At 71.9% G+C, this 25,479-nt stretch carries 22 protein-coding genes; 13 read left to right on the forward strand and 9 right to left on the reverse strand.

The window, feature by feature from the left end; translation table 11 throughout:
* Positions 1-20: 20 nt before the first annotated feature.
* Complete coding sequence (locus ACSP97_RS29020) at positions 21-740, forward strand: class I SAM-dependent methyltransferase (RefSeq protein ID WP_355152180.1); 720 nt, start codon at positions 21-23, stop codon at positions 738-740.
* Between the two features lie 65 nt (positions 741-805).
* Here the strand turns inward: ACSP97_RS29020 and ACSP97_RS29025 are convergent, their stop codons facing one another.
* Positions 806-1,975 (reverse strand): AMP-binding protein, encoded by a 1,170-nt coding sequence (locus ACSP97_RS29025; RefSeq protein ID WP_440554996.1) that lies wholly within the window; start codon positions 1,973-1,975, stop codon positions 806-808.
* Between the two features lie 184 nt (positions 1,976-2,159).
* On the opposite strand from ACSP97_RS29025, the gene ACSP97_RS29030 reads away from it, so the two are divergent.
* Entirely contained in the window at positions 2,160-3,428 is a 1,269-nt protein-coding gene (locus tag ACSP97_RS29030) for an ATP-grasp domain-containing protein (RefSeq protein WP_358269550.1), read from the forward strand.
* On the opposite strand, the gene ACSP97_RS29035 is transcribed toward ACSP97_RS29030, so the two are convergent.
* From ACSP97_RS29035 to ACSP97_RS29045, 3 genes are all read right to left on the reverse strand, one after another.
* Positions 3,425-3,556 (reverse strand): hypothetical protein, encoded by a 132-nt coding sequence (locus ACSP97_RS29035; RefSeq protein WP_358674957.1) that lies wholly within the window; start codon positions 3,554-3,556, stop codon positions 3,425-3,427. The two genes, ACSP97_RS29030 and ACSP97_RS29035, sit on opposite strands and share 4 nt — an antisense overlap.
* A 65-nt stretch (positions 3,557-3,621) precedes the next feature.
* On the reverse strand, positions 3,622-5,028 hold the full coding sequence (locus ACSP97_RS29040) for an MFS transporter (protein WP_440554999.1): 1,407 nt from the start codon (positions 5,026-5,028) through the stop codon (positions 3,622-3,624).
* Positions 5,025-5,834, reverse strand: coding sequence for an alpha/beta fold hydrolase (locus ACSP97_RS29045; RefSeq protein ID WP_440555001.1), 810 nt, complete (start codon positions 5,832-5,834; stop codon positions 5,025-5,027). The genes ACSP97_RS29040 and ACSP97_RS29045 overlap by 4 nt, the downstream gene beginning before the upstream one ends.
* A 735-nt stretch (positions 5,835-6,569) precedes the next feature.
* Between ACSP97_RS29045 and ACSP97_RS29050 the strand changes: the two genes are divergently transcribed.
* The 3 genes from ACSP97_RS29050 (at position 6,570) to ACSP97_RS29060 (ending at position 9,117) form a co-directional block, all read left to right on the forward strand.
* Positions 6,570-7,556, forward strand: a complete 987-nt coding sequence (locus tag ACSP97_RS29050; protein WP_440555003.1) for a helix-turn-helix transcriptional regulator — start codon at positions 6,570-6,572, stop codon at positions 7,554-7,556.
* Positions 7,557-7,842: 286 nt separating this feature from the next.
* The gene (locus ACSP97_RS29055) at positions 7,843-8,142 is read left to right on the forward strand and encodes a helix-turn-helix transcriptional regulator (RefSeq protein ID WP_355152489.1); all 300 of its coding nucleotides are present in this window, start codon (positions 7,843-7,845) and stop codon (positions 8,140-8,142) included.
* 66 nt (positions 8,143-8,208) lie between these two features.
* Complete coding sequence (locus ACSP97_RS29060) at positions 8,209-9,117, forward strand: LysR family transcriptional regulator (RefSeq protein ID WP_355152490.1); 909 nt, start codon at positions 8,209-8,211, stop codon at positions 9,115-9,117.
* Between the two features lie 81 nt (positions 9,118-9,198).
* Here ACSP97_RS29060 and ACSP97_RS29065 read toward each other — a convergent pair whose 3' ends face one another.
* The 5 genes from ACSP97_RS29065 to ACSP97_RS29085 all read right to left on the reverse strand — a co-directional run bounded on the left by ACSP97_RS29065 (position 9,199) and on the right by ACSP97_RS29085 (position 15,892).
* A complete protein-coding gene (locus ACSP97_RS29065) occupies positions 9,199-11,286 on the reverse strand; it encodes a molybdopterin-containing oxidoreductase family protein (protein WP_358294850.1) in 2,088 nt (695 codons plus the stop codon).
* Positions 11,283-12,173 carry a diaminopimelate epimerase gene (dapF, locus tag ACSP97_RS29070; protein ID WP_440555007.1) on the reverse strand — a complete coding sequence of 297 codons (891 nt, stop codon included), beginning with the start codon at positions 12,171-12,173 and terminating at the stop codon, positions 11,283-11,285. The genes ACSP97_RS29065 and dapF overlap by 4 nt, the downstream gene beginning before the upstream one ends.
* Complete coding sequence (locus tag ACSP97_RS29075; RefSeq protein WP_355152496.1) at positions 12,170-12,859, reverse strand: 2OG-Fe dioxygenase family protein; 690 nt, start codon at positions 12,857-12,859, stop codon at positions 12,170-12,172. Before ACSP97_RS29075 ends, dapF begins: the two co-directional genes overlap by 4 nt.
* 35 nt (positions 12,860-12,894) lie before the next feature.
* Positions 12,895-13,947, reverse strand: a complete 1,053-nt coding sequence (locus ACSP97_RS29080) for an iron-containing redox enzyme family protein (RefSeq protein WP_355152497.1) — start codon at positions 13,945-13,947, stop codon at positions 12,895-12,897.
* A 265-nt stretch (positions 13,948-14,212) separates the two neighbouring features.
* Positions 14,213-15,892, reverse strand: a complete 1,680-nt coding sequence (locus ACSP97_RS29085) for a 2-isopropylmalate synthase (RefSeq protein ID WP_440555009.1) — start codon at positions 15,890-15,892, stop codon at positions 14,213-14,215.
* A 196-nt stretch (positions 15,893-16,088) separates the two neighbouring features.
* On the opposite strand from ACSP97_RS29085, the gene ACSP97_RS29090 reads away from it, so the two are divergent.
* The 8 genes from ACSP97_RS29090 to ACSP97_RS29125 all read left to right on the forward strand — a co-directional run bounded on the left by ACSP97_RS29090 (position 16,089) and on the right by ACSP97_RS29125 (position 25,424).
* The gene (locus ACSP97_RS29090) at positions 16,089-16,775 is read left to right on the forward strand and encodes a class I SAM-dependent methyltransferase (RefSeq protein ID WP_355152501.1); all 687 of its coding nucleotides are present in this window, start codon (positions 16,089-16,091) and stop codon (positions 16,773-16,775) included.
* Positions 16,775-18,250 (forward strand): class I adenylate-forming enzyme family protein, encoded by a 1,476-nt coding sequence (locus ACSP97_RS29095; RefSeq protein WP_355152502.1) that lies wholly within the window; start codon positions 16,775-16,777, stop codon positions 18,248-18,250. Before ACSP97_RS29090 ends, ACSP97_RS29095 begins: the two co-directional genes overlap by 1 nt.
* 33 nt (positions 18,251-18,283) lie before the next feature.
* Positions 18,284-19,675 (forward strand): 3-isopropylmalate dehydratase large subunit, encoded by a 1,392-nt coding sequence (gene leuC, locus ACSP97_RS29100; protein WP_382014925.1) that lies wholly within the window; start codon positions 18,284-18,286, stop codon positions 19,673-19,675.
* An 11-nt stretch (positions 19,676-19,686) separates the two neighbouring features.
* Positions 19,687-20,283 carry a 3-isopropylmalate dehydratase small subunit gene (gene leuD, locus ACSP97_RS29105; protein ID WP_355152506.1) on the forward strand — a complete coding sequence of 199 codons (597 nt, stop codon included), beginning with the start codon at positions 19,687-19,689 and terminating at the stop codon, positions 20,281-20,283.
* A gap of 121 nt (positions 20,284-20,404) precedes the next feature.
* On the forward strand, positions 20,405-21,238 hold the full coding sequence (locus ACSP97_RS29110) for a M55 family metallopeptidase (protein ID WP_355322687.1): 834 nt from the start codon (positions 20,405-20,407) through the stop codon (positions 21,236-21,238).
* Positions 21,231-22,535, forward strand: a complete 1,305-nt coding sequence (locus ACSP97_RS29115) for a M20/M25/M40 family metallo-hydrolase (RefSeq protein ID WP_358269560.1) — start codon at positions 21,231-21,233, stop codon at positions 22,533-22,535. The genes ACSP97_RS29110 and ACSP97_RS29115 overlap by 8 nt, the downstream gene beginning before the upstream one ends.
* A 4-nt stretch (positions 22,536-22,539) precedes the next feature.
* Positions 22,540-24,504 (forward strand): LpqB family beta-propeller domain-containing protein, encoded by a 1,965-nt coding sequence (locus ACSP97_RS29120; protein ID WP_440555011.1) that lies wholly within the window; start codon positions 22,540-22,542, stop codon positions 24,502-24,504.
* Positions 24,501-25,424, forward strand: coding sequence for a S66 peptidase family protein (locus ACSP97_RS29125; protein ID WP_355152511.1), 924 nt, complete (start codon positions 24,501-24,503; stop codon positions 25,422-25,424). Before ACSP97_RS29120 ends, ACSP97_RS29125 begins: the two co-directional genes overlap by 4 nt.
* Positions 25,425-25,479 lie beyond the last annotated feature (55 nt).

Genomic DNA, 25,479 nt, shown 5'->3' on the forward strand with positions numbered 1-25,479 from the left:
AACCGATCGTGGGAGAGCGCATGAACGTTTCGGACAACTACCGTGACAACTGGGAGAGTTACTGGAAGGAGACCTCCGACGCTCCCGGAGAGGCGATCTGGGACTCGGACCCCTCGCTGACCGCCGAGCCGCACAGCGCGCTGCTCCTGCCGCACGCGGACCCGGCGCGCACCATAGTCGACCTCGGCTGCGGCAACGGCACCCAGACCCGTTATCTCGCCACCCGGTTCGCCCGTGCCGTGGGCGTCGACCTGTCGCACGCGGCCGTGGCCCACGCCCGCCGCGCGGCGGGGGACGCGCCCGTGGAGTTCGAGCAGCTCGACCTGACCGACGGCGACGCGGTCAAGGCGCTGCACGACCGGCTCGGCGACACCAACGTCTATATGCGGGCCGTCATCCACCAGAGCGAGCCCGCCGCGCGTCCCGCGGTCGCCGCCGCCGTCGCCACGCTCATCGGCGGCGAGGGCCGCGCCTTCGTCGTCGAACTCACCTCGGGCTCGCGCGAGGTCCTGGGGCGCGCCGCGGCCGAGCCGGCCGGCCCGCCGCCCAAGCTTCAGCGGGTCTTCCACCACCAGCTCAAGCCGGCCGACGCCGACGACGCCGAGATCCCCCGGCTGCTCGCCGAGGCGGGCATGACCGTCCTCGCCGAGGGCGACACCGTCCTCCCGCAGACCGAGCACCTCACCGACGGCACCCGGATCGACCTGCCGGCCCGCTGGTTCGTGCTCGCGAACAGGTAGCGACGCCGCGGGGTGCGGGCCGGCGTCCGCCGCCGTCCCGCACCCCGCGCAGCCGCTCGATCCCGCTACGAACCGCTTCCCAGCGCGTCCTGCCAGACAGCGCCCGGCGTCTTGTTCGTCCTCGCGATGCGGCGCAGCCGGTCGACCCGGCGGGCGGAGATCGCCTCGGGGTGCTGGCTGTCGACGGTGCCGAGCCGCACATGGCTCCCGGTCAGCCAGGTCCGGACGGCCTCCGGGGCGGCCGTGCCGGTGTATTCGACGGTCATCGAACGTGCCGAGTCGGCCAGGTCGGTGTCGCGGACCAGCACGAGCTGGGCGTCCACGACGTCCGGGCACCGCCGGGCGGAGTCGACGATGTCCGCGATGTTGACGTAGTTGCCGAGCAGGCCGAAACCGTCGTCGGCGCGTCCCAGGACCCGGAAGGCGTCGCCGCGTCCGCAGCGGCACTGCGTCGCCTCGATGCGGTCGCCGAGGCGGTAGCGGACGACGGGCACGGTCCATCCCTCGCCGGCCCGGGTCAGCAGGGCGCCCGCGTCCTCCAGCTCGAAGATCTCGTCCGCGAGGAGATGGAGCGTCGTCTCGTCGCATCCCGGCCGGTTGGATCCCATCGCCCAGGTCTCGACCGAGCCGTAGATGCCCCACAACTGCACATCGGGAAAGGCCTGCCGGACCAGCTCCCGCTTGGACTCCGTCCATGCCTCGCCCATCCAGATGATGGTCTTGACCGGCGGTTTCACCCCGGTTTTGAGCACCATCTCGGCGAAGTCGGCGAGCACGGACGGAACACTGGCCAGGGCGGTGACGCCGACCTCGCGGAGCATCGGCAGTCGTAGTTCGAGTTCCTCCGCCGTCATCGGCCCCGAGGGAATCACCGTGGATTCGGTGCGCTCGGCGAGTTTCTGGACGAAGTAATGCGTGCCCCACATACGGCCGGCGTCGTACAGGTTGAGCACGACGTCGCCGACTCCCAAGGGGCGCCAGACCGGCAGGAGCCGGTCGAAGGCCATGTGGTGGGGCAGGTACGTCAGTTTCGGGGTGCCCGTGGTGCCGCCGCTGGAGACGAGCACACCGCCGTCGCGTTCGGCCGCCGCCCTGGTGATGGCCGTTATCTCGGCGGCCCCGCAGACTTCCAGGTCGGAAAGGTCTTTCGCATCTTCGGGGACCGCCTTTCCCCCGGACGAGGCGATCGTCCGGGCGTGAGCGAGCAGAGTTTCGCGGTCGATCTTTCCGATCATGATTCTCCCGGTAAATCGAATGAAGGGGGGCATGAAATAATGCGCACGCCGGACGGCACCAGGTCGAACAAAACCCTAGGCAACCGGCCGCGGAGTGGTCCAATAATGATTTTTGATCGACCGATAACAATCCCTGTGAGCAACCGGCATTGTCGGCGCGGTGCGGCACGGGGAAAATAGCGGGATGAATACTAAGACCGTCGTGCTCGTGGGAGTTCCGTGGAGTGTCCACGAACTGGACGACGCCATCCGTGACGCGGCCACCCTCGGTGCCTCGCTGCTCGTCGTCGACACACCCGAGTCCCTCGCGCAGATCGGCGAACAGACCGCCGTGCGGACCCGGACCGTCAAGGCGCTCGACCCGTTGCTCATCGCCGACTGCGTGCGCGACGACGAGCCGGCGACCGTACTCGCCATCACCGAGTTCTCCATGGAGCTGGCGGCGGCCGTGCGCGAGCTGCTCGGCATTCCCGGCACCCCGTCCGCCGTCGAGGCCCGTGTCCTGGACAAGGCGCAGACCCGCGAGGTGCTGCACGAACACGGCCTCACCAAGGTCGGGTTCCACCGGACTTCGCTGCTCGCCCCCGAGGACCTGCTCGGCGGCCTGGAGCCGCCGGTGGTGGTCAAGCCGCGCTCGTTCAGCGGCAGCCACGGCGTGACCTTCGTCGCCGACCGTTCCGAACTGGCGCGTGTCTTCGAGCCGTACGACCTGGCCGAGACCGATCTCGACGACCGTGACGGCCGGGTGGCTCACCTGGACGGGGACCACCGCACGCACGAGGTCATCGTCGAGGAGTACGTGCCGGGCCCGGAGATCAGCGCCGAGGGGCTCGTCGTCGACGGCCGGCTCACGCTGTTCACCCTGACCGACAAGGTCAACACCGGCATGCCGCACTTCGAGGAAGTCGGCCACGTGGTGCCCAGCGTGTACACGCGGGAGCGGACCGCGCAGGTCGAGGAGTACCTCCAGGCCGTCGTGTCGGCACTGGGCTTCGTCACCTCGCCGATGCACGCCGAGATCAAACTGCTCGACGACCGGATCGAACTCGTCGAGATACACACCCGCTACCCCGGCGACCGCGTGGTCGAACTGCTCCAGTCCGCGTACGACATACGACCGTACGAGGCGTACTTCGACGCGATGCTGAACGGCCGCGTCCCGCAGCGGCCCCGGCCGACCGGCGAGCACTACGGCGTGGGCTTCTTCAACGGCCCGACCGACGCCCCCTTCGCCTGGCCGTCCTACGCCTTCCCGCACCCCGAGGCCGTCGTCTCGATCGACCTCGACCGCCGCCGGGCCCCCAAGGTCTTCGCGTACGAGGGCCTGCGCATCCGATACTGGCGCGCGGGCCACGCCCTGTTCGCGGCGAAGGACCACGCGCACGTACACGAGAACATCGGCTTCCTCCTCGACCACACGCCGGGGCAGGGCGGGTCCGGACAGCACGCCTAGGGTCTCTCGGCCACCGCGGCGAGGGCGCCGCGGTGGCCGTTGTCGGTGCCGGTGCTGTTCGAGGCGATGGCCGTGTCGGCCCGCGCCGCGCCGGGCAGCGTGAAGGGTTCCGTACCGGTCGCGGACACAGCCCGTGCGCACACGAGAGGGGTGCCGCCGTCCGGCGGCACCCCTCTCCTCGGGCTGATCGCCGTCAGTCGGACGGTACCGGCCGCGCCCGTACGGCCGGTTCGGTCCTCTCCCGCGGCAGTGCCAGGCAGGCGACGGCACCGAGCGCCAGCGCCGCGATCGGCAGCACCGTCGCGGCGCGCATCGCCGCACCGTTGCCGTCCGTCACCGAGCGCAGGCCCTGCACCAGCGCGACGACCCCCGCGGTGAAGGCCATCGCGCCCAACTGCCGCACGGTCTCGAGGACTCCGGAGGCCGCGCCCGTCAGTTCCTGCGGGACGTCGCGCATGGCGACCGTCGTCCGCGGCGCGATCGAGCAGCCGTTGCCCATGCCGATGACCGCCATCGGGGCCAGGAAGGCCGTCCAGTGCACCGGGCCCGACATCAGCAGCGCGGTCCACAGGATGCCGGCACCCTGTACGACCATGCCGGTCAGCAGGATGAACCGGCCCTCGACCCGGTCGGCGAGGCGGCCGGCGACAAGGGCGACCAGCAGGGACATCGCCGACGCCGGAGCCAGCAGCACCCCTGCCCGGAAGGCGCTCAGGCCGAGCACCGACTGGAAGTACAGCGCGGCCAGCACCGTGATCGCGAAGGTGGCGCCGGTGATCGCCGCGGCGATCCCGAGCGTCACGGTGTAACCGCGGATCCGCAGCAGCGCGAAAGGCAGCAGCGGGTCACCGTCCTGGCGGTGGCGCTGGCGGACGGTGAACCCGGCGCCGAAGAGCGCGGCGGCCACCAGCAGCGCCCAGACGAGGGGACCCCAGTGGTGATCCGGGCCATTGGTCACGGCGTAGGCGAAGCAGGCGAGGGCCAGCGAGGCGAGACCGACACCGGGCAGGTCCAGGGAGTGCCGCCGGCCCGTTCGCAGGTCCGGTACGACCGTCAGGCCCAGCACCACGACGAGCACGCCGATCGGCAGGTTGACGAGGAAGATCCACCGCCAGCCGGCCACGTTGATCAGCAGGCCGCCGAGCGAGGGGCCGAGCACCGATGCCACCCCGCCGATCGCGCCCCACACCCCGAGGGCCGTGCCGCGCCGCTCGCACGGGAAGGAGGCCACGATCAGGGTCAGGCTCTGCGGCATCAGCAGCGCGGCACCGGCTCCCTGGAGCACCCGGGCGGCGACCAGGACGGCGGGCACCGTCGCGAGTCCGCACAGCAGGCTCGCGATGGTGAAGAGCAGCACGCCCACGACGAACACCTGCCGCGGGCCGTACCGGTCGCCCAGTCGGCCCGCGGTGATCAGCAGCACGGTGATGGCGATGAGGTAGCTGTTCAGCGCCCACAGCACCTGCGGCAGCGTGGCGTGCAGCGAGTCGATGATGCTGGGGATCGCGATGGTGACGATCGTCGAGTCCAGCAAGGTCATGAAGTAGCCGAGCGAGAGGACGACCAGTGTCGCCCAGGGGTTGCCGCGCAGCCGGTTCACGGGCGGGCCGTTTCACCCACGAAGTCCCGCAGCACACGCACGAACCGGTCCGTCTCCTCCAGGAACGGGGCATGGCCGCTGTGCGGGAAGATCTCCAGCCGGGCGTCGGGGAGCGCACCCAGCAGCCACTTGCCGACCTCGGTGGGGAAGATCCGGCTGCGCGCCCCGTGCACCAGCAGCGTCGGCAGCGTCAGGCTGCCGATCCGCTCGCGCCAGTCCTGGGTGAGGACCCCGCTCCACAGGGCCAGCAGCGCCAGCCGCGACGTCTTCGTCGCCCCGGTCGACAACTGCCGCAGCAGGGCGGGTTCGGGCTCGCTCCCGGCGGCGAAGCAGTTCTCCACCAGGGCGGTGAGGTACGTGTCCGGGTCGGTCCACTGCTGCTGGGTCGCCTGGAGGGCGCCGGCCGCGTCCAGACCGCCGAACGCGGCGTGCTCCCAGCCCTCCTCCCGCAGCAGGTGGGGCGACATCTCCACGGAGACGAGCCGGGAGACCCGGTCGGTCCCGTACCGGTCGAGGTAGTTGTAGGTGACGGTCGCACCGAGCGACCACCCGACGAGCGTGACGTCGCGCAGGTCGAGCAGCTCGATGACCTGCGCCAGGTCGGCCGCCGCGTCCTGGAGGGTCCAGCCGAGCGGGGGCTGCGGGCTCGCCCCGTGTCCACGCAGGTCCACGGTGACGACGTCGTGGTCCGGACCGAGGTCGGCCACGACGGGCGCGAACGAGCCCGATGTCATTCCCAGGCCCGGGACGAACAGCACGGTCGGCCCGGTACCGGGGTGCCGGACATGATGTATTGCTTCGAGCATGATGAGAGCTCCTCCGGGGTGAGATCATCAAAATATACGGCCGGCGCGGGAAATTCACTCCAAACTCAATAGTGCATTCTGAAGTGCCGATAAATATATTTTATAAACGAGGTGATCTTGACCCGGTCCGCGAAAAGCGGATAAGTTCCGCCGCGAGCGCCGTCCACGGGGGACAGGGTGGCCGGAACCGGATGTACGGGGCGGGTCCGGGGCCGCCGGCGGCGCGGCCGGGGGGCGAACGGCGGGCGGCCGGCCCGGAACCGGGCCAGTGACGGGGCCGTCGCGAAGGGGCGCATTCCAGCCATCGACCGCCGTGGTCGCCGTGGCGGCTTCGCCCTGTCCGCCCCCGCCCGGGGCGACCATTGCGCGGTGGCCCGGAGGCACCGAACTCCGTTGTGGCACAAACGAGTTGACAACTCGGCCGGGTCCGTGGCCGCACCGCGGCACGAGTCGGCGGCGACGCCGCGCCCGGGAGTGCGGCCCACCAACCGAGACCGGACAGCGACATCAGCGCACCCTTGCAGCATGGGGACCGAACGCCCAAGATCACGGGAAAGCCTCGCCCGCACAGGCCCGAGGCTCGGTCTCCCCTCGCGCAAAGGAGTGAATGTGGCCGTCACCCCCCACGCCGTTGGCATAGCACTTTGCCGAAAACCGGGTCCCGCCCTCGAGGTGGTGAGCGACGACGCGTTACCCGGCCGGGCGTGCTGCGGCCAGGGCGGGGCGGTGTAGCCGATGCGGGAGAACACCGAGTCGATCACGCGGGAGGCGCTGGCCGATTTCCTGCGCCGACGGCGGGAAGCGCTGTCGCCCGAGGCGGTCGGGCTCCGGACCGGCCAGCGGCGCCGGACGCCGGGACTGCGCCGGGACGAGGTGGCACGCCTGGCGAACATGTCGACGACCTACTACGAACGGCTGGAACAGGGCCGTGGCCCGCAGCCGTCCGCCGCCATCCTCTCCGGGCTGGCCGCCGCGCTGCGGCTGGGCCCCGACGAGCGCGCCTACCTCTATCTGCTGGCCGGGCGCATCGAACCCCCGGCGGCGCACCCGGGCGGCGCCGTCGACGCCGAACTGCTGTCCGTCATGCGGGCGATGGCGTCGACGTCCCCGGCGTTCGTCGTGGACGACCTCGCCACCGTCGTGGCACAGAACGACTTGTTCACCGCCGTGTTCGGGCGCGTCGCGGGCCTGCCCGGCCGGGAGGGCAACATGTTCTGGCGCTGGTTCTGCTCCGGTCGCCGGCGGCGCGCGGTGCTGAATTCGGCGGAGCACCAGGAGGCCGTCAGCCGCGACTGCGTCGCCTGTCTGCGCGTCATGGTGGCCGAGCGCGGCTACGACGCGGAAGCGGCGGCGCTGGTGGCCGATCTGCGCGCGGGCAGCTCGGAATTCGCGCGCATGTGGGACGAGCACCAGGTCTCCAGGGCGTCCTCCGGGGCCCTGAGCGTGCTCGACGGCCGCGGCGGCCGCCTGGACTTCGACTACGCGATGATGACCAGTTCGCGCTCCCGGCAGCGCCTGTTCTCGCTGCACCCGGTCTCCGGCACTCCCACCCAACAGCGGCTGACGAGGCTTCTAAACGTGCGGGGCGAGAAGCAGCCACGTATCGATAGTGCGTGGCTGAGTCCGCCGATCGACCGTAGCGTTTCGCCTGGCACCTGGACCCGTTGTCCAGCCACGGCAGTTGGTGTCGCAGAATCGGAAGGATGGCACGATAAACCCTGACAGGGCCGGCCGGCTCACTCGGAAAAGATCGCCCACGGCACCCTGGTTCGCTTTCCGTCGCATGCGAACGTCCCACTCGACATCGTTGTCCGGTTTCGGGTCGACGCAAAAAGTGGCCGCCATCGAGGCGGGCGAGACCAGCACCCCCGGTTCTCTCCTTCGCTGAGAACAAGCATGCGCGATCGTCCCGCCGTCCGTCCCCAGGGGCATGGCCGGGCGTTCTTCATCATTCGGCCAGTATGACAATCTCAGATTGGTTCGAGTAATGCGCGACAACTGTGAGCAAGTGCATCCACGCGCCGTCACCACGTCCCCGTACCGTCCGAGCGGCACGATCGAGAACCGCCACCAGAGGCTGATCGCCCTGCTGGCCACCGGTCACACCGACGCCAGCGCGGCCCGGCAGCTCGGTGTCAGCCGTCGCACCGTGACCTACATGCTCCGTTCCATGATGGACGAGTTGGGCATCAACAACCGCTTCCAGCTGGGCATCGCCGTCGGCGCCCGCAGCCGTACCTGTGAGGAGTGTCCGGAGCCGGACTGGTCCGCCGGTACGGACGGCGCACACGACCACGGGCGCTACTGAGCAATTCTGTTCGCGTTATTCCGGGGGATCTTCGAGGCGGCTTGCCCAATGCGAAAGTGAAGACCTATGAGTTCAGAACGAACCATCACGTCGCGAAATCTCGACGTGAACCAGCTGCGCACACTGAGCACGATCGTGGAAACAGGGAGTTTTCGACGGGCGGCGGATGTGCTCGCCCTCACCCAGCCCGCTGTAAGCTATCACATTCGCAGGCTGGAAGCGGTCCTGCACGGCCCGGTATTCGTCAGAACCAGGGGTCGGCTGGAACTCAGCGATGCCGGTGAGGAACTGCTTTTCTACGCACGGAAAATCCTCACCGTCAACGACGAGGCGATGGCCCGGCTGACCGCCCCGAGAAACGGCCTCCGGCTCACCATCGGCGTCTCGGAGCAGCTGGAGGACGTCCTCCAGGACCTGCTCGCCGGCCTCACCCGCGCACTGCCCCGGATCACGCTGAGCGCGCGGATCGGGCCGAGCGAGCACATCGCCGCGCGGACGGCCGAGCAGGAGACCGACGTCGCCGTCGTCATCGGCCGCCCCCGGGGCGAACGCGGCCGTTCGCTCGGCCTGCTGCGGCTGGCCTGGTACGCGCACGACGCAGCGCGCCTGGCCGCCGGCCCCTCCCTGCCGATGGTGCTGCCCGCCGAGCCGTGCAACACCCGCACGCACATCGTCGGCACCCTCGACGGCCAGGGCGTGCCGTGGCACGTCGCCTACGAGGGCCCCGACCTGGCCGGGCTGCGCGCCGCCACCCGGGCCGGGCTCGGCGTCATCGGGCTGCTCGCCAACGGCGGCGAGAAGTGGAACCTGACCCCCGTCCCCGACGGTACGCTGCCGCTCCACCCAGGGGCCGTACCGGTCTCCTTCGTCCACGCGCCGGGCACCTCGGCCGACGTGGTCGAGGCCGCGTTCTCCGTCGCCCGGACGGCACTCCACCAGTTCCCGCTGGTCGAGGAGCCGGAACCGGTTCCCTGAGGGCGCGGCCCGGCCGGTGCGCCGTGACCCCCGCGCCACCGGCCGCCACGGACGTCGCGGCGGCCGGTACGGGCCCGTCGGCTACTCGGCCGCGGACACCTCGACGCGGTTGTCGTGGAAGACGGCGCCGCCGCCCATGTCCGCGTCCCGTTCGTCCACGGTGGCGTTGACCCCGGCTCGGTTCCCGGTGAGCTTCGACCACCACCCCTTGGTGGTGCGCGCCACCCCTCGCCGCACCGCGTCGCTCACCTGGAGCCGCGCGGTGAAGTCGCCCCGGTCGTTGAAGATCCGCACCAGTGCTCCCTCGGCCAGGCCCCGGGCCGCCGCGTCGTCGGGATGCAGCTCCACGAAGGGGGTGCCGGCCCGGCGCACCAGCGACTGCCTGTTCGCGAACGTCGTGTTGAGGAAGAAGTGCGGAGCCGAGGAGATGAGCACCAGCGGCAGCCGGCGGGCCAGCTCCGGGTCCGCGGCCTCCTGGGGAGGCGTGTAACCGGTGAGCGGGTCGTACCCGTCGGCGGCCGCCGTCGCCGACACGAACTCCAGTTTCCCCGACGGTGTGGGGAAGCCGTCCGCGAACGGCACGAAGGGGCTGGGGTAGTTGAGCCGGGCGTAGCCCTCCCGGCGCAGCCGGTCCAGGTCGATGCCGTCCAGCGACGGGTGGCCGCCGGACAGCAGCGCCCGGGCGAGGTCCTCGTCGGAGTCGAAGAGCGCGGGATCGGTCAGCCCGAGCCGCGCCGCGAGCCGGCGGAACGTCTCCGTGGTCGACAGGCACTCGCCGGGCGGGGCGACGGCGGGCTCGTTCCACGTGATGTACATGTGCCCGTAGCCGTCGAGCAGATCGGTGTGCTCGGTCTGCATGGTGGCGGGCAGCACGATGTCGGCGTAGTCCACCGTGTCGGTGCGGAAGTGCTCCATCACCACGGTGAACAGGTCCTCGCGCAGCAGGCCCGCGCGCACCTGGCTCTGCCCGCCCACCGCCGTCGCGGGGTTGGCCCCGTAGACGAACAACGCCTTGACCGGCGGGTCGTCGACCGTGGTGAGCGCCTCGCCGATGCGGGTCATCGACAGGCTGCGCACCGGTCCGGGCAGCAGGTCGTCACGGAAGAGGGCCTCGCGGTCGCCGCCGAAGTAGCCGTCCGTCGAATAGGCGAGGCCACCGCCCGGCAGCTTCCAGTCACCCGTCACCCCGGGCAGCGCCGCCAGCGTGCGCAGCGCCATCCCGCCCCCGGCGTGCCGCTGGATGCCCTGCGCCGCCTTCATCCCGGTGGGCCGGGTGACGGCCAGGCGCCGCCCGAGCCGCTCCACCGTCTCCACCGGCAGCCCGCAGATCTCCGCCGTGCGCCGCGGTGTGAACTGCTCGATGCGCGCGCGGAACTCCGGCCAGCCCACCGTCCGCTCCGCCAGGTACGTGCGGTCCTCGGCACCGAGCGACAGCACCACGTTGAGCAGCCCGAGGGCGAGCGCGGCATCCGTGCCGGGGTTGAGCGGCACATGCTCGTCGGCGAGCCGGGCCGTCCTGGTCAGGACCGGATCGATGGCCACGACGTACGCCCCGGACCGCTGCGCCTGCGACAGAACCTTCCACAGGTGGTGGCTCGTGGTGAGCGTGTTGCAGCCCCACAGCAGGATCAGCCGGGAGTGGCGCAGGTCCTCCGGGTCGATGCCGCGGCTGGTGCCCAGCGTGTAGCCGGTGCCCACCAGGCCCGCGATCGAGCAGATCGTCATGTCGTGGCGCGACGCGCCCAGGGTGTTCCACAGCCGGCTGCCCGCGCGTCCCTGAAGTCCCTGGAGATAGCCGAGGTTGCCGGTCCCCTGGTAGGGCCAGACGGCCTGCCCGCCGTACCGGTCGATCACCTCGGTGAGGCGGCCGGCGATCTCGTCGAGCGCCTCGTCCCAGCCGATGCGTTCGAAGCGCCCCTCGCCCTTGCGCCCGGTCCGGCGCAGCGGGTGGAGCAGCCGGTCGGGGGCCCGGGTGTGCTCCAGGTACTGGTTCACCTTCACGCACAGGGTTCCGCGGGTGTAGGGGTGCTCCGGCGTGCCGCGCAGCCCCACCGCGACCCCGTCCGCCACCTCCACCTGCCAGGAACACGCGTCCGGGCAGTCCAGCGGGCAGCCGCCGGGGAGGATCTTCAGGGCACGTCCTGCCGGGGCCCGGCCGTCCCGGTTCACCGCGGCGTCCGCGCGCGCAGCAACGGCACGAACTCGTCGGCCAACGTCACCCGGCCGACCAGTGAGGTGGGCCCCGAGAGCAGCACCCGCTCGTCCTCGGTGATCTCCACGCCCACGGTGCCGCCGGGCATGACCACGTTCACCGCCGGGTCGGTGAGCCCCAGCCGGTGGGCGGCGCAGGCGGCGGCGCAGGCACCGCTGCCGGAGGCCGGGGTGTGGCCGACGCCCCGCTCCCAGATCCGGACCCGCAGGGTGCGCCGGTCCTCGACGGTGAGCAGTTCGGCGTTGGGCCGCTCGGCGAAGCCGGCGTACCCGACGATCCGCGGGCCGATCCGGGCGGCGAGTTCCGTGGTCGCGTCGTCGACCAGCGCGACCAGGTGCGGCACGCCGTTGTGGACCGCCGTCGCGTGCACCGTGGTGCCCGGCTCGATCTCGAGGGGCACGCCGACCATCTCGGCGTCGCCGGCCACCTGCCCGCCGTCGGCCACGGTGGCGATGCGGTGGGTCCACGAGCCCAGGTCGATGGTGCAGGCGGCGGTGGCCGACCCGCCGAGCCGCACCCGCACGTCACCGCCGGGGGTCCGCAGGGTGAGCTCGTCCTGGTGGGTGCGGCCGTGCTCGCGCAGGTACCGGGCGAAGATGCGCAGGCCGTTGGCGTTGCGCGCGCACTCGGTGCCGTCGGCGTTGAACACCCGTACCTGGAACATGCCCTGCGGGTCGGTCCCCGGCCCCGGCAGGGGACCGTAGAGCACCCCGTCCGCGCCGACGCCGGTGCGCCGGTCGCACAGCGCCCGGGTGGCGGTCGCGCCCGGCGCGGGCGCGCCCAGCTCCGGGTCGGCGACGAGGTAGTCGTTGCCGAGCGCGTGGTACTTCACCAGGGTGGTCATCCGCGGCCCTCACCGATGGCGTCCTCCTCGAAGTCGTCGCCGTACCAGCGCTCGCTCCAGCGCGAGAACGACACCACCGTGATGTCGCGGTGGCCCTCCTCCTCGACCGGCACGATGTCGGTCACGTAGTGCCACAGCGCGCGGTCGTCGAACGCGATGGCCTGCCCCGCCGGCAGGGTCGCGGTGAAGATCGGTGTCTCCTTGTCCTCCGCGGCGCGCAGGGTCAGCTCGGCGCCGGTGATGCCGACGCGGTTGTACACGGAGATCACCACGAACTCGTGGCCGTCCTGGTGCACGCCCTCCGGGACGACGACGCCCTGCAACTCCTTGTTGGCGACGACCCGGTACTGGTGGACGTTGATCTGCCAGATGTCGTCCTCGGGCAACGGGATCTGCGCGCAGGCCTCCCGGATGTGGTCGGTCAGGTCGATCTCGATCGGCTGGTAGTGCCGCCGGATGCCGCCCGCGATCGGGTTGAACTTGGAGTAGGTGACGTACGGGCGGTGCGGGAGCCGCTCGAAGTCCCAGGCGCCGTCCTTGTGCTGGAGCCGGTACTGGGAGAAGCGGCGCCAGCGGTTGCCGTTGCCGATGTACTCGTCGAAAGCGAGATCGTCGAAGCTCTTCAGGATGTCGTCGCCCGTCTCCGGGAGGTCGAAGATCTGGTAGTGCTGCGCGTTGAGAGTCACGGTCGAGCCCTTTCGGGGAGGCGGGGCAACGGTGTTCAGGCGGGCAGGGGCTGCTTCAGGCACACCTCGAGGACGCGGTCGAGGTAGTACGCCGAGGTGTTGAGCCGCACGAACGTGCCGAGCGCGATCTCGCGGCCGGCGGCGGGATCGCGCTCGACGACCGGACCGATCACGTTCTTGTACCAGCCGGCCGCGTGGTGGGCGTCCACGTTGATGTGGATGTCGTGGTAGACCTTGCCCTCCGGCGGCAGCCCGAGCCGGTCCCAGGCGGTGACCAGCTGGCGGAACCGCCGGGGGGCCAGGAACTCGGTGACCCCGTAGTAGCCGATGGCGCGCAGGTAGTGCCGGCGGCTGAGCGCGAGGCCGGCCGAGATGTTGCCGCACTCCTTGGCGGCGAGCAGCAGGTTCGACTCGATGTAGCCCCGGTCGACGCCGATCGAGGTGAGGCACTGGGAGAAGAGCGTCGTGTGGACGTCGGCGAACTCGCCGTTGCCCATCTCGTCCCAGTAGTTGGCCGCGATCTCCATCTTCTCGGCGCCGGTCGCGCCGAACTGCATGACGGCGAGGATGTCGTCGAAGCGCGGGTCCAGGGAGGTCTCCTGGGCCAGCAGGAAGCGTATGTCCTCGACGGTCGCCGCGTTCGTCAGGTGCTCGGCGTACATCGGGTGCGCGCTCGCCGGGTGGTCCTGGATGAGGGCCTTGAGCCAGCGCACGTAGTCCTTCTCGCCGGTGGGGTAGCCGGTGAGCAGTTCCTCCGGCACCTGCCGGAACTCGTTGTCCAGCATGGCGTTCTCGAGGACGCTGGTGACGTCCCGCAGGATCGGCTGGGGGTCCTGGTCGGGGTTGCGCGCCGCGGACTGGCTGAACTCGTAGGCGTAGACGACCGTGAGGATGTCGTGCAGGTGCTCGCGCGCCGCGGCGTCGCGGTCGCGGAAGGCCAGGTCCGCGAGGCGCCGGCACTCCCCGGCCAGCTCGGCGCGGTGGGCGTAGTCGTCGACGAGTTCCTGCCACTTCCCGAAGGCCACCGAGGTGAGTGCCGCCGTGAAATCGGCCAGGAGCGGGAAGTCGTTCCGCTGCGGATCAGGCATGTCGAGATTCCTCTCGGTCGTCATTTCCTCGGTCCGCCGACAGGGATTCGGCATTTCCTCTCCGGTGGAACGCCGAATATGTTTTCAGCTTCGATTGGCGTCAGCTTACCCAGGGGTGGCGGGCGCGGTCCAAGTCCAGTTGTTTATCGCGGTCATCAACAGATTTTTTCACCGTGGGGCAGCTCGGCCGCGGGTGTTTGGAAAAAGGAATGCGCAGGCGCCGGCAAGCCGTTGTACGGCCGGCCGGCGCCTGCGCCCGCTCTTGTCAGTGGTGCGTCCGGTTGATGACGCCGACGGCCGCGGCGAGTTCCGCCGCGGCCGTGTCCTCGCCGGTGCCGATGGCCCAGATTTCGTCGCTGTTCAGATACGCGATCGCCCGGCCGTCGGGCAGTTCGTGCGCCGCGGCCGCGGTGAGCGTGAGGTCCAGGCCGAGCTGGGAGAGCGCGTCGGCGAACGCGGGCAGCGTCGCGGCCCCGGTCAGCGGTATCTCCTTGTCGATGCCGTCGAGGCTGACCGTCACGGAGGTCGGGCTGTGGTCGAGGAGCCGCAGCCGGCCGGGCGCGGGCGTGTACGCGCTGTCGAAGAGCTCGCGCAGCCGCTCGGGGCTCAGTTCGCCGCCCTCGCGGTCCGTGACCCGCTGGACCCGGACGGCGAAGTCCGTGCGCAGCTGCTGCGGCAGGCGCAGACCGTAGGAGTCGCTGAGCACGAACGCCACGCCGCCCTTGCCGGACTGCGAGTTGACCCGCACCACCGGCTCGTACTCGCGGCCGACGTCGCCGGGGTCGATCGGCAGATAGGGCACCTGCCAGTGCTCCGCGCCGGTCGCCTGCGCGTCGTCGGCGAGCGCCGAGATGCCCTTGCTGATGGCGTCCTGGTGGCCGCCGGAGAAGGCGGTGAAGACCAGCTCGCCGCCCCACGGGTGGCGTTCGTGCACCGGCAGCGCCGTGCATTCCTCCACGACCCGGCGGACCTCGCCCAGGTCGGAGAAGTCGATCTCGGGGTCGACACCGCGGCTGAAGAGGTTCATCCCCAGCGTGACGAGGCAGACGTTGCCGGTGCGCTCGCCGTTGCCGAACAGGCAGCCCTCGATGCGGTCCGCACCCGCGGCGAGGCCGAGTTCGGCGGCGGCGACGGCGGTGCCGCGGTCGTTGTGCGGGTGCAGCGAGAGGATCACCGAGTCGCGCCGCTCCAGATTGCGGCTCATCCACTCGATCGAGTCGGCGTAGGTGTTCGGGGTGGTCATCTCCACCGTGGCGGGCAGGCAGATGGTGGCCGGGCGCTGCGGGGTGGGCCGCCAGACGTCGAGGACCGCGTTGCAGACCTCGGCCGCGAAGCCCGGCTCGGTGCCGGTGAAGGACTCCGGCGAGTACTGGAGGCGTACGTCGGTGCCGGTCAGCGACTCGGCGGCGGCCGCGAGCCGGCTTGCCGACGCGACGGCCAGCTCGCGGATCTGCGCCCGCTCCTGCCGGAAGACCACCCGGCGCTGCAACTCGGAGGTCGGGTTGTAGATGTGCAGGGTGACCTTGCGCGCCCCGGCGACGGCCTCGACCGTGCGGTCGATGAGCTCGGGCCGGCACGGCGAGAGGACCTGGATGCGGACGTCGTCCGGGACGGCGTCGTCCTCGATGATCTCCCGGATGAACGAGAGATCCGCCGCGCTGGCCGCCGGGAAGCCGACCTCGATCTCCTTGTAGCCCATCCGTACGAGCAGCTGGAAGAAGCGGTGCTTACGGGCCGGGTCCATCGGCACGGCGAGGGCCTGGTTGCCGTCGCGCAGGTCGACCGAGCACCACAGCGGGGCACGGGTGATCGTCCGGTCCGGCCAGGTCCGGTCCGCCAGCGGAACCGGTTCGACCTCCTCGGCGTACGAGCGGTAGCGGTGAGCCGGCATGGGGCTCGGGCGCTGCTCATTCCACACCGGGCGGGCCGCGAATTCGTTCGTCATGGACACTCCTCGCGCATAAATTGCAACGCATGCTAGCCAGCAAAACAGCGGCCATCCAGGAAACTGCGCAGAAGCGAAGTCGGGGAAAAGGAAGTGCCATTGCGCATTACCGCAACAGCGTTGACACCCATTCTTTCGCGTCGCAATACTCACCACCGTTCCGCATCGGCGGCACAGTGACGAACGGAGAGAAGAAGTGGCGCAAACGTTTGAGATCAAGGGAAACGACCTGTGGGACCCGACGACGTTCGACGCGCTGCGTCGTCAGCTGATCCCGTCGTTCGACCTGATTTACGAGGCCGCGGTGCGTACCGTCGCGGCGACGGTGCCGGCCGCCCCGCGGGTCCTCGACCTCGGCGCCGGCACCGGTCTGCTGAGCGCGGCGATCCTGCGTGAACTGCCCGAGGCCCAGGTGGTCCTCGTGGACCGCTCGGACCTGATGCTGACCCAGGCCCGCAGTCGCTTCGCCAGCCAGGACGGGGTCACGGTGCAGACCGGCGACCTGACCGACCCGCTGCCCGAGGGGCAGTTCGACGCGGTCGTCTCCGGCCTCGCGATCCACCACCTCAGCCACACCGGCAAGCGCGACCTGTTCCGGCGCATCCGCGAGGCGCTGCGCCCCGGCGGCGTCTTCGTCAACGTGGAGCAGGTCCAGGGACCGCTGCCGCACCTGGAGTCCCTCTACGACAGCCAGCACGAACTGCACGTGATCCGGGAGCAGGCGCCGGCGGACGAATGGGCGGCGGGCCGTGAGCGGATGAAATTCGACGTCTGCATCGACCTGGAAACCCAATTGCAGTGGCTGCGCGACGCCGGGTTCCGCAGCGTCGACTGCCTCGCCAAGGACTTCCGCTTCGCCACCTACGCGGGCTGGGTCTCTTGATGACCGCACTCCACACGGCGGTGCACGAGATCGCGCGACGCCGGCCGGACGCGATCGCGGTCGAGACCACGGCCGGCGAGCGCACCACGTACGCCGAACTGCTCGCGCGGGCCGACCGGATGGCGGCCGGCCTGCGCGCCCGCGGCGTCACCGAGGGCCGCGTGGTCGTCTGCTCGGGCCTGGCCAACGACGCCTCCTACCTCGCCTTCCTGCTCGGACTCTGCGCGAACGGCGCCGCCTACGTCCCGCTGCTCGCCGACTTCGACGCGGCCGCCGTGGACCGCGCCCTGCGGATGACGGGACCCGTGCTGTGGGTCGGCCCCGACAACCACCACCGCGCGGGCGTCACCCTGCCCCGCGTGGACCTCGCCGACCTGGAGAACCCGGGCACCGCGGCCGCTCCGGCGGCGGCGGGCCGGGCCCTCGCGCCGGGGACCTTCCGGATGCTGTGGACCTCCGGCTCGACGAAGGCGCCCAAGCTCGTCACCTGGCGCCAGGAGCCCTTCGTGCGCGAGCGCCGCCGCTGGATCGCGCACATCGAGGCCACCGAGCGTGACGCGTTCTTCTGCCGGCACACCCTGGACGTGGCGCACGCGACCGACCTGCACGCCTTCGCGGCGCTGCTGGCCGGCGCCCGGCTGGTCCTCGCCGACCCGGCCGCGGAGCCCGCGACGCTGCTGGCGCAACTCGCCGCGACCGGTGCCACCTACACCAGCATGCTGCCCAACCACTACGAGGACCTGATCGCGGCCGCCCGGCAGCGGCCCGGCACCGACCTCTCCCGGCTGCGCCGCCCGATGTGCGGCGGCGCCTACGCGAGCCCGGCCCTCATCGCCACCGCCGCCGATGTGCTCGGCATCCACATCCGCCACATCTACGGCTCGACCGAGTTCGGCCTCGCCCTGGGCAACATGGCGGACGAGGTGCAGACCGTCGGCGGTATGCACGAGGTCGCGGGCGTCCGCGCCCGGCTGGAACCGCTCGCCGGGTACGACCGCGACGACCTCGGCCACCTGGTGCTCACCTCCGACTGCACCAGCGACGGCTACCTGGACGACGACGAGGCCAACGCGGCCACCTTCCGCGGCCCCGACTTCCGGACCGGCGACGTCGCCCGGCGCCTGGCCGACGGCAGCCTCCGTCTGCTCGGGCGCGTCACCGACCTGGTGCTGACCACGGACGGCCCCCTGGCCGCGCCGCATCTCGACGAACTCATCGCCCGGCACTGCCCGGTCGCCGAGTCCGTCAGTCTCGCCGCCGACACGGACACCCTGGGCAACCGGGTGCTCGTGGTGCTGCGCGCGGCGCCGGGGACCTCCGACGACGACGCCGTCGGCGCCGTCGACAAACTCCTCGACGCGCACGGGCTGACCGGTGCCGTCCTGGCGTTCGACCGGATCCCGCGCACCGTCGTCGGCAAGGCCGACCGGGCGCTGCTGCGCCGCCGCCACCTGCCGGCCCCGACCTCCTCCTGACGCACCCGGCGACCTGTTCCGAAAGGGCGAGTCATGACCAGCAAAACCCTGGTGGACAAGATCTGGGACCTGCACGTCGTGGAACCCGGGGCGTCCGACCTCATCTACATCGACCTGCATCTGCTGCACGAGGTCAGCTCGCCCCAGGCGTTCGCCGGGCTGCGCGAGGCCGGCCGCGCGGTGCGCCGGCCCGCCCTCGCGGTCGCCACCTCCGACCACGACGTGCCGACCGACGGGCGCGAGCTGCCGTCGGACGCGGGCGCCGCCAAGCAGCTGCGGGTGCTCGCCGAGAACTGCCGCGACCACGACATCGAGCTGCACCCGGTGGGCAGCCCGGGGCAGGGCATCGTGCACGTGATCGGCCCGCAGATGGGGCTCACCCGGCCCGGCACGACCATCGTCTGCGGAGACAGCCACACCGCCACCCACGGGGCGTTCGGCGCCGTCGCGTTCGGCATCGGCACCAGCGAGATCGAGCACGTGCTGGCCACGCAGACCCTGCGGGCCCGGCGGCCGCAGTCCATGGCCGTCACGGTCACCGGCGAACTCCCGCCCGGCGCCACCGCCAAGGACCTCGCGCTCGGCATCCTCGCCGCGGGCGGCACCGACGCCGGCACCGGGACGCTCATCGAGTTCCGGGGGCCCGCCGTCCGCGCGCTGTCCATGGAAGGGCGGATGACGCTGTGCAACATGGCCGTCGAGATGGGCGCGCGCAGCGGCCTGGTCGCTCCCGACGAGACCACCTTCGCCTATCTGAAGGACCGCCCGCGCGCCCCGCGCGGTGCGCTGTGGGACCAGGCCGTCGCGCATTGGCGGACGCTGCGCAGCGATCCGGATGCGGTCTTCGACCGTGAACTGGTCTTCGACGCCGGGTCGTTGGCGCCACGGGTGACCTGGGGCACCAACCCCGGGCAGAGCGTGCCGGTCGACGGCGTGGTGCCCGACCCCGCCGCCCTCGCCGAGCCCGGCGACCGGGCCGCCGCCGAGCGCGCCCTCGCCTACATGGACCTGCGCCCCGGCACCAGGATGCGGGACATCGGCGTCGACGTGGTCTTCATCGGCTCCTGCACCAACAGCCGGATCGAGGACCTGCGCGCCGCGGCCGACGTGCTGCGCGGGCGGCGGGTGGCCGACGGCGTGCGCGGCCTGGTCGTCCCCGGCTCGATGCTCGTGCGCCGGCAGGCGGAACAGGAGGGACTGGACCGGGTCTTCACCTCGGCCGGCTTCGAATGGCGCATGCCGGGCTGCTCGATGTGCGTGGGCATCAACGGCGACACCGTCGCGCCCGGCCGGCGCTGCGCGTCGACCTCCAACCGCAACTTCGAAGGCCGGCAGGGCACCGGGGCCCGGACGCATCTGGTGTCCCCGGCCACGGCCGCCGCCACCGCCGTTGCCGGGCGCTTCGCCACGCCGGCCGACCTGTAGGGAGAAGCCGTATGGAACCGCTCATCCGCGTCACCGGCCGCGGGGTGCCCCTGGACCGGCCCAACGTCGACACGGACCAGATCATCCCGGCCGCGTGGCTGAAGAACACCACCCGCACCGGATACGCCGACGGCCTGTTCGAACAGTGGCGGCAGGACCCGGAGTTCGTCCTCGACCGGCCCGAGCGCGCCGGGGCGAAGATCCTGGTCAGCGGTCCGAACTTCGGCTGCGGATCCTCCCGTGAGCACGCGCCGTGGGCGCTGCACGAGTGGGGTTTCCGGGCGGTGATCGCGCCGGGGTTCGCGGACATCTTCCGGGGCAACATGCCGAACGCCGGGCTGGTCCCCGTGTGGTGTGAGCCGGCGGTGGCCGCCGCCCTGATGGCCGCCACCACCGCCGACCCGGCCGCCGAGATCGACGTCGACGTGGCCGAGCGCACGGTCGGCTGCGAGGCCGCGGGGGTCCGGGCGGCGCCGTTCCGGCTCGACGACGACGCCCGCGACCGGCTCGTCGCCGGGCTGACCCAGCTGGAGGTGACACTGCGCGCCGCCGACCGGATCGCGGCGTACGAGCGGGCCCGCGCCCCCTGGCTGGACGTCTCCGTGTGAGGCGGCGGCCGTCGCGGGGCGGGGCGCACGGTGCCCCGCCCCCGGCGCGCGGGAGGCGATCGACCCCGACCTCTTCCCGCCTCGTAGGAAGTTTCCCCTCCGGCGCGTAACGTGGCGCAGCATGAAGATCCTCATCAGTGCCGACATGGAGGGGGCCACGGGCGTGACCTGGCCGGCCGATGTGCTGCCGGGGACGCCGCAGTGGGAGCGGTGCCGGACGATGTTCACCTCGGACGTGAACGCCGCCGTCGAGGGCTTCTTCGACGGCGGCGCCGAGCAGGTGCTCGTCAACGAGGCCCACTGGACCATGCGCAACCTGCTGCTCGAGCGGCTCGACGAGCGGGTCGAGATGCTCACCGGACGGCACAAGGCGCTGTCCATGGTGGAGGGCGTCCAGCACGGCGATGTCGACGGCATCGCCTTCGTCGGCTACCACGCCGGCGCCGGCATGGAGGGCGTCCTCGCCCACACCTTTCTCGCCAACCAGATCACCGGCGTCTGGATCAACGACGTGCGCGCCAGCGAGGGCCTGCTCAACGCGCATGTCGTCGCCGAGTACGGCGTCCCCGTGGTGCTGGTCACCGGCGACGACGTGGCCTGCGAGGACGCGCTCGGCTACGCGCCCGAGGCACTGAAGGTCGCCGTCAAGGACCATGTGTCCCGGTACGCGGCCGTCTGCCGCACCCCGGCCCGCACCGCCGCCGACATCCGCGCCGCCGCCAAGGAGGCCGCGCGGCTCGCCGTGCGCCACGAGCCCGTCGAGGCCGGGCCGTTCACCATCGCCGTGGAGTTCGACGCCGAGCACCTGGCGATGGCCGCGACCGTCGTCCCGGGCGTCGCGCGCGCCGGCGAACGCAAGGTGGTCTACACCAGCGCCACCATGTACGAGGGCATCCGCACGTTCAAGGCGGTCACCACGATCGCCTCCGCCGCCGTGGAGGAGCAGTATGGCTGACCCGCAGGCCCTCGACGAGGTCGTGGAGTTCACTTCCGGGCTGATCCGGATCGACACCACCAACCGGGGCGGCGGGGACTGCCGGGAGCGGCCCGCCGCCGAGTACGCGGCCGAGCGGCTGGCCGGCGCCGGCCTGGAACCGCGGCTGCTGGAACGCACTCCGGGCCGCACCAACGTGGTCGCCCGGATCCCGGGCACCGACCCGTCCGCCGACGCCCTGCTGGTCCACGGTCACCTCGACGTGGTGCCCGCAGAGGCCGCGGACTGGAGCGTGCACCCGTTCTCCGGGGAGGTCCGGGACGGCGTCGTGTGGGGGCGGGGCGCCGTCGACATGAAGAACATGGACGCGATGATCCTCGCCGTCGTCCGCTCCTGGGCCCGCCAGGGCGTACGGCCCCGCCGGGACCTCGTCATCGCGTTCACCGCCGACGAGGAGGCCAGCGCCGAGGACGGCTCCGGGTTCCTCGCCGACGACCACCCGGAGCTGTTCGAGGGCTGTACCGAGGGCATCAGCGAGTCCGGTGCCTTCACCTTCCACGACGGCGCCGGGCGGCAGATCTACCCGATCGCGGCGGGGGAGCGCGGCACCGGCTGGCTCAAGCTGACCGCCCGCGGGCGCGCCGGGCACGGCTCCAAGGTCAACAAGGAGAACGCGGTGACCCGGCTGGCCGCCGCCGTCACCCGCATCGGCGAGCACGAGTGGCCGCTGCGGCTCACCCCGACCGTGCGCGCGGCCCTCACCGAACTGGCCGCCCTCTACGGCATCGAGCCCGACTTCCGCGACGTCGACCGGCTGCTGGAGAAGCTGGGCCCGGCGGCCAAGCTGGTCGAGGCGACCGTCCGCAACAGCGCCAACCCGACGATGCTGGACGCCGGTTACAAGGTGAACGTCATCCCCGGCGAAGCCGTCGCCCATGTGGACGGGCGCTATCTGCCGGGCGGCGAGGAGGAGTTCACCGCCACCCTCGACCGGCTCACCGGCCCGGACGTCGCCTGGGAGTTCGCCCACCACGAGGTCGCCCTCGAAGCCCCGGTGGACGCGCGGCTGTTCGGGCTGATGCGGGACGCGGTACGGGAGTTCGCGCCCGAGGGGCATGTCGTGCCGTACTGCATGTCCGGCGGCACCGACGCCAAGCAGTTCTCCCGGCTCGGCATCACCGGTTACGGCTTCGCGCCGCTGAAACTGCCCGAAGGCCTCGACTACCAGGCGCTGTTCCACGGCGTGGACGAACGCGTGCCCGTCGAGGCGCTGCACTTCGGCGTCCGTGTCCTGGACCGCTTCCTGCGCACGGCCTGACGAAATGGGGGAGGACATGATGAAGACGCCGTACGGCACCTGGCCGTCGCCCATCGACGCCGCGCTCGCCGCCGCCCACGACGGCCGGCCCGACTGGGTGGGGATCGTCGGCGAGGAGACCTGGTGGACCGAGCCACGCCCCGGCGAGGGCGGCCGGCGCGCCCTGATACGGCGCCGCGCGGACGGCTTCGAGGAGTCGCTGCTGCCGCCGCCGTGGAACGTGCGCACCCGCGTCATCGAGTACGGCGGCCGGCCCTGGACCGCCGTCGCCGAGGAGGGCGCGCCCCTGGTGGTGTTCGCCCACTTCGCCGACCAGCGGCTGTACCGGTACGAGCCCGGCGGCACCCCCCGCCCGCTCACCCCCCTCTCGCCGGTCGGCGGGGGACTGCGCTGGGCCGAGCCGCACATCGACCTCGCACGCGGCGAAGTGTGGTGCGTGCTGGAGGAGTTCACCGGCGAGGAACCCGGCGACGTCCGGCGCGTGCTGGCCGCCGTACCGCTGGACGGCTCGGCCGCCGACGACCGCGCCGCGGTGCGCGAACTCACCGGTGACGCCCACCGGTTCGTCACCGGGCCCCGGCTGTCACCGGACGGGCGGCGCGCCGCCTGGCTCGCCTGGGACCACCCGCGGATGCCGTGGGAGGGCACCGAGCTGCTGGTGGCGGAGGTCGGCGAGGACGGCGCCCTGCACGATGCGCGTACCGTCGCGGGCGGCCCGGACGAGGCCATCGCGCAGGTGGAATGGTCCACGGACGGCAGGATCCTGTACACGAGCGACCGCAGCGGCTGGTGGAACCTCTACCGCGACGGCACCCCCCTGTGCCCCCGCGAGGAGGAGTTCGGCGGCCCGCTGTGGCAACTGGGCCTGCGCTGGTTCGCGCCGCTCGACAACGGGCTGATCGCGGTCGTCCACGGCAAGGGGTCGACCGTACTCGGGATCCTGGATCCCGAATCCGGCGAGATCGTCGACGCCGCCGGCCCCTGGACCGAGTTCGCCGGCAGCCTCGCCGCGCACGGCAGCCGGATCGTCGCCGTCGGCGCCAGCCCGCGCACCGCGTACGAGGTGGTCGAGCTGGACACCACCACCGGCCGGGCCCGCGCCCTCGGCGCGCGGCACCGCGACCCCGTGGACCCCGCCTACTACCCCGAGCCGCAGATCCGCGTCTTCACCGGCCCCGACGGCCGCGAGGTGCACGCCCAGGTCTACCCGCCGCACCACCCCGGGCACGCCGCGCCCGACGGCGAGCTGCCGCCCTACGTCATCTGGGCGCACGGCGGACCCACCAGCAGGGTGCCGCTCGTCCTCGACCTGGAGATCGCCTACTTCACCTCCCGCGGCATCGGTGTCGCCGAGGTCAACTACGGCGGTTCCACCGGCTACGGGCGCGCCTACCGCGAGCGGCTGCGCGAGCAGTGGGGCGTGGTCGACGTCGAGGACTGCGCGGCCGTCGCCCGCGCCCTCGCCGAGGAGGGCACCGCCGACCCCGCCCGGCTCGCGATCCGCGGCGGCAGCGCCGGCGGCTGGACCACCGCGGCCTCGCTGGCCACCACCGACGTCTACGCCTGCGGCACCATCATCTACCCGATCCTGGACCTGACCGCCTGGGCCTCCGGGGGCACCCACGACTTCGAGTCGCGCTACCTGGAGTACCTGATCGGCTCGTTCACCGAGGTGCCCACCCGCTACACCGAGCGCTCCCCGGTCACCCACGCCGACCGGCTCACCGCGCCCTTCCTGCTGCTCCAGGGGCTGGACGACGTGATCTGCCCGCCCGCCCAGTGCGAGGAACTCCTCGCCCGCGTCCAGGGCCTGGGCGTCCCGCACGCCTACCTCACCTTCGAGGGGGAGGGCCACGGATTCCGCCGGGCCGACACCATGACCCGCGCTCTGGAAGCCGAACTGTCCCTGTACGCCCAGGTGTTCAAGCTGGACGTACCCGACGTACCCCGACTGGAGCTGCGCACGTGAGAGCGCTCGTACGGCCACCGCGACTTGCTCCCGGCGCCAGGGTGGCCGTCGTCGCGTCCAGCGGGCCGGTGCCCGAGGAACGCCTCCAGGCGGGCCTGGACGTGCTGCGCGGCTGGGACCTCGACCCCGTCGTCATGCCCCACGTGCTGGACCGCCACGAAACGCTCGGCTATCTCGCGGGCAGCGACGCCGACCGGGCCGCGGACCTGCAACGCGCCTGGTGCGACCCGTCCGTCGCCGCGGTGCTGTGCGCCCGCGGCGGCTACGGCGCCCAGCGCATGGCCGACCTGGTCGACTGGGACGCGATGGCCGCGGCCGGACCGAAGGTGTTCGTCGGGTTCAGCGACGTCACCCACCTGCACCAGGCGTTCGCCACCCGGCTCGGCCTGGTCACCCTGTACGGGCCGGTCGCCGCCGGCATCGACTTCATCAAGAACGCCCGGACGCAGGAACACCTGAAGGCCACCCTGTTCGCGCCGGAGACGGTGCGGACGATCGCCACGGCAGGCACGGCGCTGGTGCCCGGCCGGGCCCGCGGGGTGACCCTCGGCGGCTATCTCGGCGGGCTCGCCGCCGACCTCGGCACCCCGTTCGCCCACCGCGGCGCGCGCGGCGCACTGCTCATGATCGAGGACGTGACCGAGGCGCCGTACCGCATCGACCGGTTGGCCACCCAGTTGCTGCGCTCCGGCTGGCTCGACGGCGTCGCCGGGATCGGGCTCGGGTCCTGGGAAGGCTGCGGCCCGTACGAGGAGGTGCGCGCGGTCCTCGCCGACCGGCTCGGCGGGCTCGGGGTGCCGGTCGTCGAGGAGATGGGGTTCGGGCACTGCGAGGGCGCGCTCACGGTGCCCCTCGGCGTCCCCGCCGAACTGGACGCGGACACCGCGACCCTGACCCTGGAGGAACCCGCGCTGAGCTGACCGGACACCCGCGCGGGGCCGTGCGCGCGAGGAGGCGCGGGCGCGTCGTAGGCTG

This window comes from Streptomyces sp. SCPE 10 (genome assembly GCF_051980735.1).
Taxonomy (GTDB): domain Bacteria; phylum Actinomycetota; class Actinomycetes; order Streptomycetales; family Streptomycetaceae; genus Streptomyces; species Streptomyces misionensis.

Coding starts and splice junctions, on each gene's coding strand:
- ACSP97_RS29045 (WP_440555001.1), bottom strand. CDS start 5,834: ATGCTCGAAGCAATACATCATGTCCGGCACCCCGGTACCGGGCCGACC.
- ACSP97_RS29080 (WP_355152497.1), bottom strand. CDS start 13,947: ATGCCTGATCCGCAGCGGAACGACTTCCCGCTCCTGGCCGATTTCACG.
- ACSP97_RS29115 (WP_358269560.1), top strand. CDS start 21,231: ATGGCTGACCCGCAGGCCCTCGACGAGGTCGTGGAGTTCACTTCCGGG.
- leuC (WP_382014925.1), top strand. CDS start 18,284: ATGACCAGCAAAACCCTGGTGGACAAGATCTGGGACCTGCACGTCGTG.
- ACSP97_RS29120 (WP_440555011.1), top strand. CDS start 22,540: ATGGGGGAGGACATGATGAAGACGCCGTACGGCACCTGGCCGTCGCCC.
- ACSP97_RS29085 (WP_440555009.1), bottom strand. CDS start 15,892: ATGACGAACGAATTCGCGGCCCGCCCGGTGTGGAATGAGCAGCGCCCG.
- ACSP97_RS29050 (WP_440555003.1), top strand. CDS start 6,570: ATGCGGGAGAACACCGAGTCGATCACGCGGGAGGCGCTGGCCGATTTC.
- dapF (WP_440555007.1), bottom strand. CDS start 12,173: ATGACCACCCTGGTGAAGTACCACGCGCTCGGCAACGACTACCTCGTC.
- leuD (WP_355152506.1), top strand. CDS start 19,687: ATGGAACCGCTCATCCGCGTCACCGGCCGCGGGGTGCCCCTGGACCGG.
- ACSP97_RS29095 (WP_355152502.1), top strand. CDS start 16,775: ATGACCGCACTCCACACGGCGGTGCACGAGATCGCGCGACGCCGGCCG.
- ACSP97_RS29025 (WP_440554996.1), bottom strand. CDS start 1,975: ATGATCGGAAAGATCGACCGCGAAACTCTGCTCGCTCACGCCCGGACG.
- ACSP97_RS29020 (WP_355152180.1), top strand. CDS start 21: ATGAACGTTTCGGACAACTACCGTGACAACTGGGAGAGTTACTGGAAG.
- ACSP97_RS29030 (WP_358269550.1), top strand. CDS start 2,160: ATGAATACTAAGACCGTCGTGCTCGTGGGAGTTCCGTGGAGTGTCCAC.
- ACSP97_RS29060 (WP_355152490.1), top strand. CDS start 8,209: ATGAGTTCAGAACGAACCATCACGTCGCGAAATCTCGACGTGAACCAG.
- ACSP97_RS29110 (WP_355322687.1), top strand. CDS start 20,405: ATGAAGATCCTCATCAGTGCCGACATGGAGGGGGCCACGGGCGTGACC.